Source organism: Dactylosporangium sp. NBC_01737 (assembly GCF_035963215.1).
Classification (GTDB): domain Bacteria; phylum Actinomycetota; class Actinomycetes; order Mycobacteriales; family Micromonosporaceae; genus Dactylosporangium.
This window is the reverse complement of record NZ_CP109153.1, coordinates 1,954,761-1,967,971: the sequence shown is the minus strand read 5'-3', so window position 1 is coordinate 1,967,971 and position 13,211 is coordinate 1,954,761. Positions and strand designations below refer to the sequence as shown.

The window sequence follows — 13,211 nt, the reverse complement described above, 5'->3', positions numbered from 1 at the left end:
CGCCCTCGTCCTTATCCGGCGCTGACAGCGAGCGCCTTCTTGTCGTCCGCCAGGTCCACGACGACGCGGTCGCCGTCGCGGATCGTGCCGGCCAGCAGCGCCTTGGCGAGCTGGTCTCCGATGGAGGTCTGCACCAGGCGCCGCAGGGGGCGGGCGCCATACACGGAGTCATACCCAAGACTGGCCAGCCAGTCACGTGCGGCGTCGGTGACATCCAGCGCCAGCCGCCGGTCCGCCAGGCGACGGGCGAGGGCCTGGAGCTGGATGTCGACGATCGCGCGCAGGTCGGCGGGCGACAGCGCGTCGAACACGACCATGTCGTCGAGCCGGTTGATGAACTCCGGCTTGAAGTGCTGCCGCACCGAGGCGATCACGGCGTCGCGCCGCTGCTCCGTCGTCAGTGTCGGGTCGTCGGCGAGGACCTCGGAGCCCAGGTTGGAGGTCAGGATGAGGATGGCGTTGCGGAAGTCGACCGTGCGGCCCTGCCCGTCGGTGAGCCGGCCGTCGTCGAGCACCGCCAGCAGCACGTCGAACACGTCCGGGTGTGCCTTCTCGACCTCGTCGAGCAGCACCACCGAATAGGGCCGGCGGCGGACCGCCTCGGTGAGCTGGCCGCCCTCCTCGTAGCCCACGTATCCGGGCGGCGCGCCGACGAGGCGGGCGACCGTGTGCTTCTCGCCATACTCGCTCATGTCGATGCGCACCATGGCGCGCTCGTCGTCGAAGAGGAACTCCGCGAGCGCCTTGGCCAGCTCGGTCTTGCCGACGCCGGTCGGCCCGAGGAACAGGAAGCTGCCCGTCGGGCGGTCGGGGTCGGCGATCCCGGCGCGGGCGCGGCGCACGGCGTCGGAGACGGCCTGTACGGCGGCTTCCTGCCCGACGACCCGACTGCGCAGCGACTCCTCCATCCGCAGCAGCTTCGCCGTCTCGCCCTCCATCAGGCGGCCGGCGGGGATCCCGGTCCACGAGGCGACCACCGCGGCGATGTCGTCGGCGGAGACCTCCTCCTTCAGCATCGACCCGGCGGACTGCAGCTCCTCCAGCTCCACCTCGGCGGTGCGCAGCTCCTGCTCCAGGTCGCGGATCCGCCCATACCGCAGCTCGGAGGCCTTGGCCAGGTCGAGGTCGCGCTCGGCCCGGTCGGCCTCGCCACGCAGCTGCTCCAGCTGCTCCTTGATCGTGGAGACGGCGGAGATGTGCTGCTTCTCGTTCTGCCAGCGCTCGGTCAGTGCGGTCAGGTGCTCGCGGCGGTCGGCCAGCTCGGCCCGCAGCCGCTGCAGCCGCTCGGCGGAGGCGACGTCGGGCTCCTTGGCCAGGGCCATCTCCTCGATCTCCAGCCGCCGCACGATCCGCTCGACCTCGTCGACCTCGACAGGCCGCGAGTCGATCTCCATCCGCAGCCGGGACGCCGACTCGTCGACCAGGTCGATCGCCTTGTCCGGCAGGAACCGGTCGGCGATGTACCGGTCGGACAGCGACGCCGCGGCGACCAGGGCCGCGTCGGTGATCCGGACGCCATGGTGCACCTCGTAGCGCTCCTTGAGCCCACGCAGGATGCCGATGGTGTCCTCGATCGACGGCTCGCCGACCACGACCGGCTGGAACCGGCGCTCCAGCGCGGGGTCCTTCTCGATGTGCTCGCGATACTCGTCCAGCGTGGTCGCGCCGACCATCCGCAGCTCGCCGCGGGCCAGCATCGGCTTGAGCATGTTGCCGGCGTCCATCGAGCCTTCGCCCTTGCCGGCACCGACGATGGTGTGCAGCTCGTCGAGGAAGGTGATGACCTGCCCGTCGGAGCTCTTGATCTCCTCCAGGACGGACTTGAGGCGCTCCTCGAACTGGCCCCGGTATTGCGCGCCCGCGACCATCGCCGCCAGGTCCAGGCTGACCAGGCGCTTGCCGCGCAGCGACTCGGGCACGTCGCCGGCCACGACCCGCTGGGCGAGGCCCTCGACGATCGCGGTCTTGCCGACGCCGGGCTCGCCGATGAGGACAGGGTTGTTCTTGGTGCGGCGCGACAGCACCTGGATCACCCGGCGGATCTCGGAGTCCCGGCCGATGACCGGGTCGATCTTGCCGTCGCGGGCGGCCTGGGTCAGGTCGACGCCATACTTCTCCAGCGCCTGGAAGGTCTGCTCGGGGTCGGCCGTCGTGACTCTCCGGTCACCGCCGCGGACCTGCGGGAACGCGGCGATCAGGGTCTGCTCGGTGGCCCCGGAGTCCTTGAGGCGGGTGGCGACCGCACCGCCGACGCGGGCCAGGCCGGCCAGCAGGTGCTCGGTCGAGGTGTATTCGTCGCCGAGCGGGCGCGCGATCTGCTCCGCGGCCGCGATCGCGTTGGCGAACTCGCGGGCCAGATTGGGCTCGACGACGCTGGATCCCTTGGCGCTGGGCAGCCGGTCGACGGCGTGCAGCGCGGCACGGCGGATGTCGGCCGGATTGGCGCCCACGGCGCGCAGCAGGCCCGCGGCGGTCGATCCGCCCGTGTCCAGCAGCGCCAGCAGCAGGTGCCATGGTTCGACGGTCGCGTGTCCGCGCTGGCTCGCCGCGTCAACGGCGGCCTTGATGACCTCGCGACTCTTGGTGGTCAGGCGTTCGGCGTTCATCGGCTCCTCGTTCCGGTTCGTACCCGTGCACCAGGTACGACACTCCCGAGGTTGAGTCTATTCCACTCAAGTCTTATCGTGCAGCGACAGCGACCCTCGACCACTCACAATTCTTGTCCTTCACCGCGCAGAGCCACACCTCGCCGGACTGCTGCGCCGGATATCCGAGGATCGCGGTGTCCGACAGCCGGCGGAGCCGGAAGACCAGCCGGCCGCCCTGGTCACGGGTGCGCTTGTCGCCGTCGACCGTCCAGACGCCCTGGCCGCTGGCGATCAGCAGCAGGCCGCCGGGCAGCACCTCGGCGCTGTACACCTCGGCGACCTCGCGCATCGCGTTCGCCTCGACCCAGGCGCCGGCGGCATTGCGGCGGGCGGCGTACTGGTTCGTCGCGAGCCACACGTCGGACCCGTCGGGGGCGACGACCACGTGCGGCTCCACCCCGCTGTGCTGCGGCAGCCGGGCCGTGCCCTCGGCGCGCCAGGTGCGGCCGTGATCGGTGCTGCTCCAGACGCTGACCGTGATCATCGGCGCCACCGAGTTGGAGGTCTCGACGGCCTGCGCGGTCAGCCACAGCTTGCCGTCGCCCTGCGCGACCAGGCTGGTGAAGCGCTGGTCGCCGGCGGGACGGCCGGGCAGCGCGGTCCGCTTGCCGTCGTCGGTGACCTCCATCGGCTGCCTGGCCGCGCAGTCGACCGTGCCGTCGAGGCACCCGACGCTGAACCGCGGCTCGGTGAGGTTGACCTCCGGCGGCGCGGGGATGAGCGGGTGCTGCTGGAAGGTGTGGCCGGTGTCGCGGGACACGTACCAGCCGCCGGGCACGGTGCGCAGCAGCAGCACGTTGCCCCGGCCCAGCCGCATCTCCACCTCGGTGGCGTCGTCGAAGGGCACCTTGCGGGCCACCCACGACTGCCCGCCGTCGAGCGTGATGACCAGGCCGACCTGGCAGGCCAGTCCGCTGACGCACGTGCTGAACAGGGCATAGCCGGTGTCGGCGTCGGCGAACTCGACCGCGCGCGGCGAGGTGCCCTTCGGCACCTGGACCACCGACTGCCGGTTGCGCGGATCCTCCGAGCCGGCCGGCGCAGGCGGCAGCTCCTCCTGGTAGGAGACGTCCGGGGCAGGCTCCTCGGCCGACTCCTTGTCAGGCGTGCAGGACCCGGCGGTGAGCGTCAGGGTCAGCGCGGCGGCCAGAGCGGCGGCCAGCGCTGCACGCTTCACCAACGCCACCGCCAGAACCTCCGTTGATAGCGCACCTTGACGCTGCTGCTCTTGACCTCGCCGCTGATGCGGAACGTGACGCCCTGCCCCGACGGCTCGGCCCGCGACTTCACGGTGCTCGCGTGGGCGTCGATGCTGTCCAGGTCTGCGGTGGAGCCGGCGGGCAGGATGAGCTCGACCGAGCTGGACTGCGCCTCGAGCACCACGTCGACGAAGGTGGAGGCGAAGATCGCCTCGGTGAAGTCGAGCTTCACGGAGCCGGCGCGGGTCGTGATCGACAGCCGGCGGGGGACCGTCCAGCGCCCCTGCCGCTTCAGCGAGGAGGACCGGTTGCGGATCTCGACGGACTCCGGCGCCTTGATCTGCTGCACCGGGAGGTCCATCACGAAGGGCTCGATCTCGCCATACGTGCGGGAGCGCAGGACGCCGTCGACGCGCTCCTCGAACTCCGCCAGGGTCAGTCGGCCCTCGGACACGGCCGTGTTCAGCTGGGCCACCACTCGCTCGCGCTCTGCGTCGGAGATGCGCATGCCGCGATGGTCCGTGCTCACGACGACACTGTAGACCCCGCCGGAACCCATTGATATAGCCCATATCGCGGGGGACTTATCACCGTAAAGCCACCCATATGGCGGTATCCGGAGAGTAACCGGTCCCTTCGGCTCTTCCGCAGTTGCCAGGTGGCGGGCTAAGTTGTCGCCGACTCCAGGACCTCTGGCGATCACATACCCGCTGGCCACGGGAGCTGATGGTGAGCGTGCAACAAGCGGGATTCCGAGGTTTTGCCAACCCGGTGGACCCTACTCCAGCAGAACTGCGCGCGTGGGCCTACCACCCCGACGCGTCGGTGCTGCAGACCATGCCGCCGGACTGGGACCTCCTGGTCGCCGGCGACCGGCTGATCGGCACGCTGTTCGATCTGGCGATGGACCCGGCCTGCCCGGCCCGCCGGTTCGCACTGCACTGCCTGTACATCTACGCCGCCGACGGCATCCGCACGCACTTCCGTGCCCACCCGAAGCGGCGGCTCCGCAAGTTCGTGGAGCAGGCGGAGGAGCAGGGCGACGACCAGCTCACGATCTGGGCGCACAACGCCAGGATGCTGCTGGCCCGGCCCGAGCTGTTCGAGTATCACGACTGGTGTGAGGGCGGCCTGGTCCGCGCACCGCGCCGGATCAGCTGAAAGGGCGCCGTCAGCGACGGCGCCCTTTGCAGTGACCACACCCTGCGAACATCCGGTCAGCCCTCCGGATGACCACACCATTCCCTGCCCACCTGGTGCCCGGCGGCGAGCAGAGGCAAACACGCTATTTCTGGCTGGGTCGCCAGACCACCAGGGCGGTCTGATGCTGGTGCGTCGGCACCAGGTCCCGCCGTGGGAAGCCGCTGGCCTCCAGGCGCGCCAGCCTGGTCCGGGTCCGGATCAGCTCGTCCTCCAGGTCGGCGACGCGCTGGCGCAGGTCGCTGACCTGACCTTCGAGCTCGATGATCCGTTTGATGCCGGCGAGGTTGACGCCCTCTTCCTGGCTGAGCCGCTGCACCTCCCGCAGCAGCGCCACGTCGCGCTCGCTGTAGCGACGGCCACCGCCGGAGGTGCGGCCGGGCTGCACCAGCCCCATGCGGTCATACTGCCGCAGGGTCTGCGGGTGCATCCCGGCCAGCCGGGCAGCGATCGAGATGATCAGCACCTTGGCGTCGGAGACCGCCTCGAAGCTGATGAAGACTTCGCGCTCGTCGAAGCGCTCCTCATCGTTCATAGCTGCTGCGCTCCCGTGCGATCGCGTCGAGCCGCTCCCTCGGAGCCGGCGGCGCCGCGGCCGCGTAGTCGGACAGTGCCTGCCGGGCGGCGTCGGAGAGCTCCGCCGGCACGTGGACGTCGATCGTGACGAGCAGGTCGCCGACCTTCCCGTCGCGCCTGGCGACCCCCTTGCCGCGCACCCGCAGCGTCCGCCCGCTCGGGGTGCCAGGGGGCACCCGCAGCGTGACGGCCGCGTCGAGGGTCGGCACCCGCAGGTCGGCGCCGAGCGCCGCCTCCGCGAAGGTGACCGGCACCGTCAGGGTCAGATCGTCGCCGGTCCGGCCGAAGACCGAGTCGGGACGCACCCTGATCAACACGAACAGGTCGCCGGCCGCGCCGCCGCGGGTGCCCGGCTCACCGCGACCGGTCAACCGGATCCGCTGACCTTCGGCGACCCCCGGAGGGATGCGCACGTTGATCGTGCGGGTCTTGGTCACGCCGCCGCTGCCCACGCACTCCGGGCACTTCTCGTCGACGATCGTGCCCACGCCCTGGCACTCGCGGCACGGCTCGGTGAAGCTGAACGAGCCCTGATTGCTGCTGACGACACCCTGGCCCCGGCAGTTGGGGCAGGTCCGCGGCGTGGAGCCGGGAGCCGCGCCGCTGCCGTGGCAGGTCTCGCAGGTGCCCGGCGTGCGCAGCGTGATCGGCAGCGTGGCGCCCTGCACCGCGTCGGCGAAGTTGAGGATCACCTCGGTCTCGACGTCGCGGCCGCGGCCGCGGCGCCCGGGCGGCGCACCCGTGGGACCGGCTCCGCCACCACCGGAGAAGATCGAGCTGAACAGGTCCGAGAAGCCCGCGCCACCGAAGCGGCGGTCACCACCGACGCCGGCGCCCGGGCCGGCCGCGCCGCCCTGCGCGCCGTTGGCGAACAGGTCGGAGAAGTCGAAGCCGGGGCCGCCGCCCGGGCCGTGGTTACCGGCCCGCGCGTTGCGCCGGAACGCTCCCGCGCCGAACAGCGACCGCATCTCGTCGTATTCCTTGCGCCGGCCGGCGTCGGACAGCACGTCATACGCCTCCGACACCGCCTTGAACTGCTCCTCGGCCGCCGCGTTGTTGGGGTTGCGGTCGGGGTGCAGCTCCCGCGCGAGCTTGCGGTACGCCTTCTTGATCTCGTCGGTGGAAGCGGATTTGGTGACGCCCAGAACCGCGTAGAAGTCCTTTTCCAACCAGTCCTTCGAACTCATTGCGCCACCTCCTCCACGCGTCTCTTACTCCGGGTCGGCAACGGCGACCAGGGCCGGTCGCAGCAGCCGCTCGCCGAGGAGATAGCCGCGCCGCATCACGTCGATGCAGGTCGGCTCGGTCACCTCGGCCGAGGTCAGGTGGGCCACCGCCTCGTGGCGGGTCGGGTCGAACGGGTCACCCTTGGACCCGAACACCGTCAGCCCGAACTTCGTCAGCGCCGCGGTCAGCTGCTCGGCCACCGCACCGAACGGCCCGACCAGATCGCCGTGCTCCCGGGCCCGGTCGAGGTCGTCGAGCACGGGCAGCAGGGCGCCGAGCACGTTGCCGGTGGACTGCTCGACCACCAGCGCCCGGTCGCGGTCGACCCGCTTGCGGTAATTGGCGTATTCGGCGGTGACCCGCTGCAGGTCCCGGGTGCGCTCGTCCAGGTCCGTGCGCAGCGCCGCCAGCTCGGCACCGAGGCCGTGCTGATGGGCGTCGTCGGTGGTGCCCTGGGCGGCGGCCTCGCCCGGCGCCCCGGACGGGGGCGCGTGGACCGTGAACGCCTCGTCCACGATCTCGCCCTCGACCGGCGCCTCGTCGGCGTCCTCCGCCGGCGCCTCAGCCTTCTCGGCTACAGCCTCGGTCTCCTCGACCTCCACGTCGGCCTCCTCCGCGGTGTGTCCGGCGTCAGGTGCGCCTTCGGGTGAGCCTTCCGGCCTGCCGTTGGCCGACACCTTTCGCTTGTCCTTGATCACAACGCGCTCCGCCGGCCCTTCCGGGCCGGCGGCGCGGGCTTCGTCGGTCACTTCTTGTTGTCCTCGTCGATGATCTCGGCGTCCACGACGTCATCCGGGCCGTTGCCCTGCGCACCGGCCTGCGTGCCGGCGGAGTCGCCGCCACCGAACCCGGCACCGGGGGCCTCGCCGCCGCCGGCGCTCTGCTGACGCTGCTGCTCGTAGAGCGCGCTGCCGGCCTGCTGCGAGACCTGGGCCAGCTTCTCGTGCGCCGACTTGATCCGCTCGGTGTCGTTGCCGCCGAGCGCGCTGCGCAGGTCGCCCAGCGCCTCATTCATCTGGTCCTTGGCGTCGGCGGGAATCTTGTCGCCGCTCTCGGCCAGGAACTTCTCGGTCTGCCACTGCAGGGCCTCGGCCAGGTTGCGGGTCTCGGCCTCCTCGCGGCGACGCTTGTCGTCGTCGGCGTGGTCCTGCGCGTCGCGCATCATCCGCTCGATGTCGTCCTTCGGCAGCGCCGAGCCGCCGGTGATCGTCATCGACTGCTCCTTGCCCGTGCCCAGGTCCTTGGCGGACACGTGCACGATGCCGTTGGCGTCGATGTCGAAGGTGACCTCGATCTGCGGCACGCCACGCGGCGCCGGCGGCAGGCCGGTCAGCTCGAAGGTGCCGAGGCGCTTGTTGTAGGCCGCCATCTCCCGCTCACCCTGGAAGACCTGGATGAGCACCGACGGCTGGTTGTCGTCGGCGGTGGTGTAGACCTCGGAGCGCTTGGTCGGGATGGTCGTGTTGCGCTCGACCAGCTTGTGCATGATGCCGCCCTTGGTCTCGATGCCCAGCGACAGCGGGGTGACATCGAGCAGCAGGACGTCCTTGACCTCGCCCTTGAGGACACCGGCCTGCAGGGCGGCGCCGACGGCGACGACCTCGTCCGGGTTGACGCCCTTGTTGGGGTCCTTGCCGGTGAGCTGCTTGACCAGCTCGGTCACGGCGGGCATACGGGTCGAGCCACCGACGAGGATGACGTGGTCGAGCGCGCCGACCTTGATGCCGGCGTCCTTGATCGCGCTCTCGAACGGCACCTTGGTGCGGTCGAGCAGGTCCTGCGTCATCCGCTGGAACTCGGCGCGCGACAGCTGGGTGTCCAGGTGCAGCGGGCCGTCGGGGCCGGCGGTGATGTAGGGCAGGTTGATCGAGGTGGTGGTCGCCGCCGACAGCTCGATCTTGGCCTTCTCGGAGGCCTCGCGCAGACGCTGCATCGCCATCTTGTCGGCGGACAGGTCGATGCCGTGCTGACCACGGAAGGTCTTGACCAGGTGGTCGATGACCCGCTCGTCCCAGTCGTCGCCACCGAGGTGGTTGTCACCGGAGGTCGACTTGACCTCGACGACGCCCTCGGCGAGCTCCAGGACCGACACGTCGAACGTGCCGCCGCCGAGGTCGAAGACCAGGACGGTCTGCTCCTTCGGGCCCTTGTCCAGGCCATAGGCCAGAGCGGCCGCGGTGGGCTCGTTGACGATGCGCAGCACGTTGAACCCGGCGATCTCGCCGGCCTCCTTCGTGGCGGTGCGCTGCGAGTCGTTGAAATATGCCGGCACGGTGATGACCGCGTCGGTGATCTGCTCACCGAGGTAGGCCTCGGCGTCGCGCTTGAGCTTCATGAGCACCCGCGCGGAGATCTCCTGCGGGGTGTACTTCTTACCGTCGATGTCGATGGCCCAGTTGGTGCCCATCTCGCGCTTGACGGAGCGGATGGTCCTGTCCGGGTTGGTGACCGCCTGGCGCTTCGCGACCTCGCCGACCAGCACCTCACCGTTTCGGGCGAACGCGACGATGGACGGCGTCGTGCGCGCACCTTCGGCGTTGGCGATGACGCTGGGCTCGCCGCCCTCAAGGACACTGACCACCGAGTTGGTGGTTCCGAGGTCGATGCCGACCGCACGTGCCATAGCTGCTTGACCTCCAGGAGGCAGTCGGTGCGAACGCTCCGGCTGCGAAGTTGAGTGACTGTCACTCAATAGTGCCACGCAAGTCACGATCGTCAAGTCGAACCTTGAGTGAGTTCGGCGCAACTTGTCACACCCGCGGATGCCGCTGTGGTACGTCATGGGTGAGATTGCGCTGGGTGACATCGATGCTTACGGGCATTGCATGGCGCTGGACAGCGACATCGTGCACGCTTTACCCGTGACCACACAGGGCGAGTCGGTGTCCGCCCGGTCGACGGCGGCCACCCCTTCGGGTGATGCCCCGTCAGCCGGTCGGCCCCCACGCGCCCGGGAGCCGGAGCGCTCCCCCGTCGCCGAGCTCGTCAGCGCGCTCGTGGATCTCCGCGATCTCGGCAAGGCCACCCACTTCGCCCTGCCGCTGCCCAGCGCCGAGCGGGCGACCACGGTCGCCGCGGCGATGGTCGACCAGCTCGACGACTATCTGCTGCCCAGGCTCGACCGGCTCGACGCGCCGCTGCTGGTCGTCGTCGGCGGCTCGACCGGGGCCGGCAAGTCGACCCTGGTCAACAGCCTGATCCGCACGCCGGTCAGCCCGGCGGGCGTGCTGCGCCCCACCACCCGCGCCCCGGTCCTGGTCTGCCACCCCACCGACATGTCCTGGTTCTCCCAGGCCAACGTGCTGCCGTCGCTGACCCGCACCACCGGCTCGAGCAGCGACACCGGCACCCTGCAGGTCGTGTCCGCGCAGGCGCTCACCGCCGGGCTGGCCCTGCTCGACGCGCCCGACATCGACTCGGTCGTCGATGCCAACCGGCAGCTCGCCTCGCAGCTGCTCGCCGCCGCCGACCTCTGGCTCTTCGTCACGACCGCGGCCCGCTACGCCGACGCGGTGCCCTGGGGGATGCTGCGCACCGCCCGCAACCGCGGCACCGCCATCGCCCTGGTGCTCGACCGGGTGCCAGGCGGCGGGGCGGCCGACGAGATCGCTCCGCACCTGACCTCGATGCTGCAGGAGCAGGATCTCGGCGGGGTGCCCCTGTTCGTGCTGCCCGAGGCCCGCCTCGACAGCCAGGGCCTGTTGGGCGAGGCGCAGGTCGCGCCGCTGCGGGACTGGTTCGGCAAGCTGGCGCGCTCCGCCGAGGCCCGCGCCGCGGTGGTGCGCCAGACCGTCGGCGGCGCCGTCGACGCGCTCACCATGGACGTGGGCGTCCTCGCCGCCGCCGCCGAGGACCAGGTCGCCGCCGGCAAGTCCCTCGACGACGCCGTGCGCGGGTCCTACCGGGCCGCCACCTCGTCGGTGGAGCAGGGCATCCACGACGGGGCGCTGCTGCGGGGCGAGGTGCTCGCCCGCTGGCAGGAGCTCGTCGGCACCGGCGACATCATGCGCGCGCTGCAGGCCCGCGTCGGCCGGGCCCGCGACCGGATCATCGCGGCGCTCACCGGCCGCCCGGCGCCCGGCGAGCGCTTCCAGGAGGCGATCGGCTCGGGGCTGGCGATCCTGCTCAAGGGCGCCGCGACCGATGCCGCCGAGCGGGCCGGCGTCGCCTGGAAGGCCCACCCCGCGGGCGCCGCGCTGCTGGCCGCCGCGCCCAACCTGACCCGCCCCTCCGACGACCTGGACGAGCGGATCGCCCGGCTCACCCGCGACTGGCAGCGCTCGGTCCTCGAGCTGGTGCGCAGCGAAGCCGGCGACAAGCGGGTCCTCGCCCGGGCCAGCGCCTACGCGGTCAACGCGACCGGCCTGCTGGTGATGGTCTCGGTCTTCGCCGCCACCGCCTTCATCCCGACCGGCCTGGAGATCGTGGTCGCCGGTGGCACCACCGTCACCGCGCAGAAGGTGCTGGAGGCGATCTTCGGCGACCAGGCGGTGCGGTCCCTTGCCGAGCGGGCCAGGCAGGACCTGCTGGAGCGGGTCGCCGCCCTGTTCGACGAGGAGGCCGGCCGCTACCGCAGCGCGCTCGCCGGCGCCGGGATCGACGACGACTTCGCCGGACGGCTGCGCGCCGCCAGCACCGCGGTGCAACTCGCCCGCGCCGATGTCCGGCTGGACTCTTAATGAGGTACTCGACGGTGGCGGCATGAGTCTGGTGGACCGGATCAAGCAGGCGATCCCGCGGCAGGGCGGTGCGGTGGACGCCGACCGCCTGGCCGAGCGGGTCGAAGGGCTGCGCCGCTTCGTGCAGGCGACCGAGGACCACGTGCCGGACGCGCGGCTGGTCACCGCCCGCACCGTGATCGACCGGGCCGGGGAGCGGCTCGCCCTGTCGCGGGCGCACACCGTCGTCGCGCTGGCCGGCGCCACCGGCAGCGGCAAGTCCAGCCTCTTCAACGCGTTGTGCCGCTTCCAGCTGTCCCGGGTCGGGGTGCGCCGCCCGACGACCGGCGTCGCGCACGCCTGCGTGTGGGGGCCGCAGGGCGCCGGGCCGCTGCTCGACTGGCTCGGCGTGCCGCCCAACCGGCGCTTCACCCGCGAGAGCGCGCTCGACGGCGACGACGAGGCCGGCCTGCGCGGGCTGGTCCTGCTCGACCTGCCCGACTTCGACTCGATCGAGGCCCGCCACCGGCTTGAGGTCGACCGGCTGCTGCGCCTGGTCGACCTGGTGGTGTGGGTGCTGGACCCGCAGAAGTACGCGGACCGCGTCGTGCACCAGCAGTACCTCGCGCAGTTCCAGCGGCACCGGGACGTGACCGTCGTGGTGCTCAACCAGGCCGACCGGCTCAACCGGGCCGACAGCGAGCGGCTCGTCGCCGACCTGCGCCGGCTGCTGGAGGCCGACGGGCTCGGCGGGGTGCCGGCGTTCGCGACCTCCGCGAAGGGCCAGCCGGGCCTGGACACGCTGCGCGCCACGCTGGAGCGCACCGTCGAGCAGCGGCAGGCCGCCCTGCAGCGTCTCGCCGGCGACGTGCGCGGCGCGGTGGGCGAGCTGGGGCCGCTGGTGGCCGTCGATTCCGGCGGCGAGAAGATCCAACCGGCCGCCGTGCGCCGGCTCGCCGACTCGCTGGCGGTCGCGGCCGGGGTGCCGATCGTCGTCACCGCGACCGAGCGGACCTACCGGCACCGCGCGACCGGGGTGCTCGGCTGGCCGGTCGCCCGCTGGGCGCGCAAACTGCGGCCGGACCCGTTGCGCAGGTTGCATCTGGACCAGCCTGCCGGGGGTACACCTGCCGCCTCGTCATTGCCGGAGTCCACGGCCGCGCAGAAGGCCGCTGTCACGCTGGCCTCCCGCGAGGTCGCCGAGCAGGCCGGTGCGGGGCTGCCGGAGCCGTGGCCGGCCGCGGTCACCGCGGCGTCCCGCTCGCGCCTCGACGACGTGCCCGACGCCATGGACGTCGCGGTCGCCGCCGCCGACCTCGGCATGTCCCGCAGACCGCTCTGGTGGCGGCTGGTCGGCGCGCTGCAGTGGCTCGGTGCCGCCGCCGCCCTGGTCGGGCTGCTGTGGCTGGCGGTGCGGGCGGTGTTCTCGTTCCTCGGCCTGCCCGACGTCGGCGCCCCGCAGGTCGGGCGGTTGCCCCTGCCCACCGCGCTGCTGCTCGGCGGCCTGCTGTTCGGGGTGCTGCTGTCGATCGTCGTCCGCCCGATCGTGGGGCTGGCCGCCCGCCGGGCCAAGGCGCGGGCCGAGCGGCGGCTGCGGGCCGCGATCGCCGAGGTGGCGGACGTGCACGTCGTCGCGCCGATGCGAAGCGTCCTGCGCTCGTACGATGACGCGCGTGAAGCATTGCGAACCGCCGCCCGTTAGC

10 protein-coding genes are annotated in these 13,211 nt (G+C 71.8%); 3 read left to right on the top strand and 7 right to left on the bottom strand.

Translation table 11 applies throughout. The features are described 5' to 3' along the window. Positions 1–11: 11 nt before the first annotated feature. From clpB to OHA72_RS08500, 3 genes are all read right to left on the bottom strand, one after another. Positions 12–2,606, bottom strand: coding sequence for an ATP-dependent chaperone ClpB (clpB, locus tag OHA72_RS08510; protein ID WP_327007284.1), 2,595 nt, complete (start codon positions 2,604–2,606; stop codon positions 12–14). Positions 2,607–2,679: 73 nt separating this feature from the next. Beyond that, the gene (locus OHA72_RS08505) at positions 2,680–3,825 is read right to left on the bottom strand and encodes a sialidase family protein (RefSeq protein ID WP_327007283.1); all 1,146 of its coding nucleotides are present in this window, start codon (positions 3,823–3,825) and stop codon (positions 2,680–2,682) included. Beyond that, entirely contained in the window at positions 3,822–4,376 is a 555-nt protein-coding gene (locus OHA72_RS08500; protein WP_327007282.1) for a DUF1707 SHOCT-like domain-containing protein, read from the bottom strand. Before OHA72_RS08500 ends, OHA72_RS08505 begins: the two co-directional genes overlap by 4 nt. 200 nt (positions 4,377–4,576) lie before the next feature. Here OHA72_RS08500 and OHA72_RS08495 point away from each other — a divergent pair, with 200 nt between their 5' ends. Next, the gene (locus OHA72_RS08495) at positions 4,577–5,008 is read left to right on the top strand and encodes a hypothetical protein (RefSeq protein WP_327007281.1); all 432 of its coding nucleotides are present in this window, start codon (positions 4,577–4,579) and stop codon (positions 5,006–5,008) included. A gap of 124 nt (positions 5,009–5,132) precedes the next feature. Here OHA72_RS08495 and OHA72_RS08490 read toward each other — a convergent pair whose 3' ends face one another. From OHA72_RS08490 to dnaK, 4 genes are read right to left on the bottom strand one after another with little or no spacing between them, the layout of a single operon-like run. Further along, positions 5,133–5,582 carry a heat shock protein transcriptional repressor HspR gene (locus OHA72_RS08490; RefSeq protein WP_327007280.1) on the bottom strand — a complete coding sequence of 150 codons (450 nt, stop codon included), beginning with the start codon at positions 5,580–5,582 and terminating at the stop codon, positions 5,133–5,135. Beyond that, complete coding sequence (gene dnaJ, locus OHA72_RS08485) at positions 5,572–6,810, bottom strand: molecular chaperone DnaJ (protein ID WP_327007279.1); 1,239 nt, start codon at positions 6,808–6,810, stop codon at positions 5,572–5,574. Before dnaJ ends, OHA72_RS08490 begins: the two co-directional genes overlap by 11 nt. A 24-nt stretch (positions 6,811–6,834) precedes the next feature. Continuing rightward, the gene (gene grpE / locus OHA72_RS08480) at positions 6,835–7,599 is read right to left on the bottom strand and encodes a nucleotide exchange factor GrpE (protein WP_327007278.1); all 765 of its coding nucleotides are present in this window, start codon (positions 7,597–7,599) and stop codon (positions 6,835–6,837) included. Next, complete coding sequence (gene dnaK / locus OHA72_RS08475) at positions 7,596–9,473, bottom strand: molecular chaperone DnaK (protein ID WP_327007277.1); 1,878 nt, start codon at positions 9,471–9,473, stop codon at positions 7,596–7,598. The genes grpE and dnaK overlap by 4 nt, the downstream gene beginning before the upstream one ends. 238 nt (positions 9,474–9,711) lie before the next feature. On the opposite strand from dnaK, the gene OHA72_RS08470 reads away from it, so the two are divergent. Both OHA72_RS08470 and OHA72_RS08465 read left to right on the top strand, forming a co-directional pair. Continuing rightward, positions 9,712–11,529, top strand: a complete 1,818-nt coding sequence (locus OHA72_RS08470; RefSeq protein WP_442788540.1) for a dynamin family protein — start codon at positions 9,712–9,714, stop codon at positions 11,527–11,529. A 22-nt stretch (positions 11,530–11,551) separates the two neighbouring features. Further along, entirely contained in the window at positions 11,552–13,210 is a 1,659-nt protein-coding gene (locus OHA72_RS08465) for a GTPase family protein (protein ID WP_327007276.1), read from the top strand. Position 13,211 lies beyond the last annotated feature (1 nt).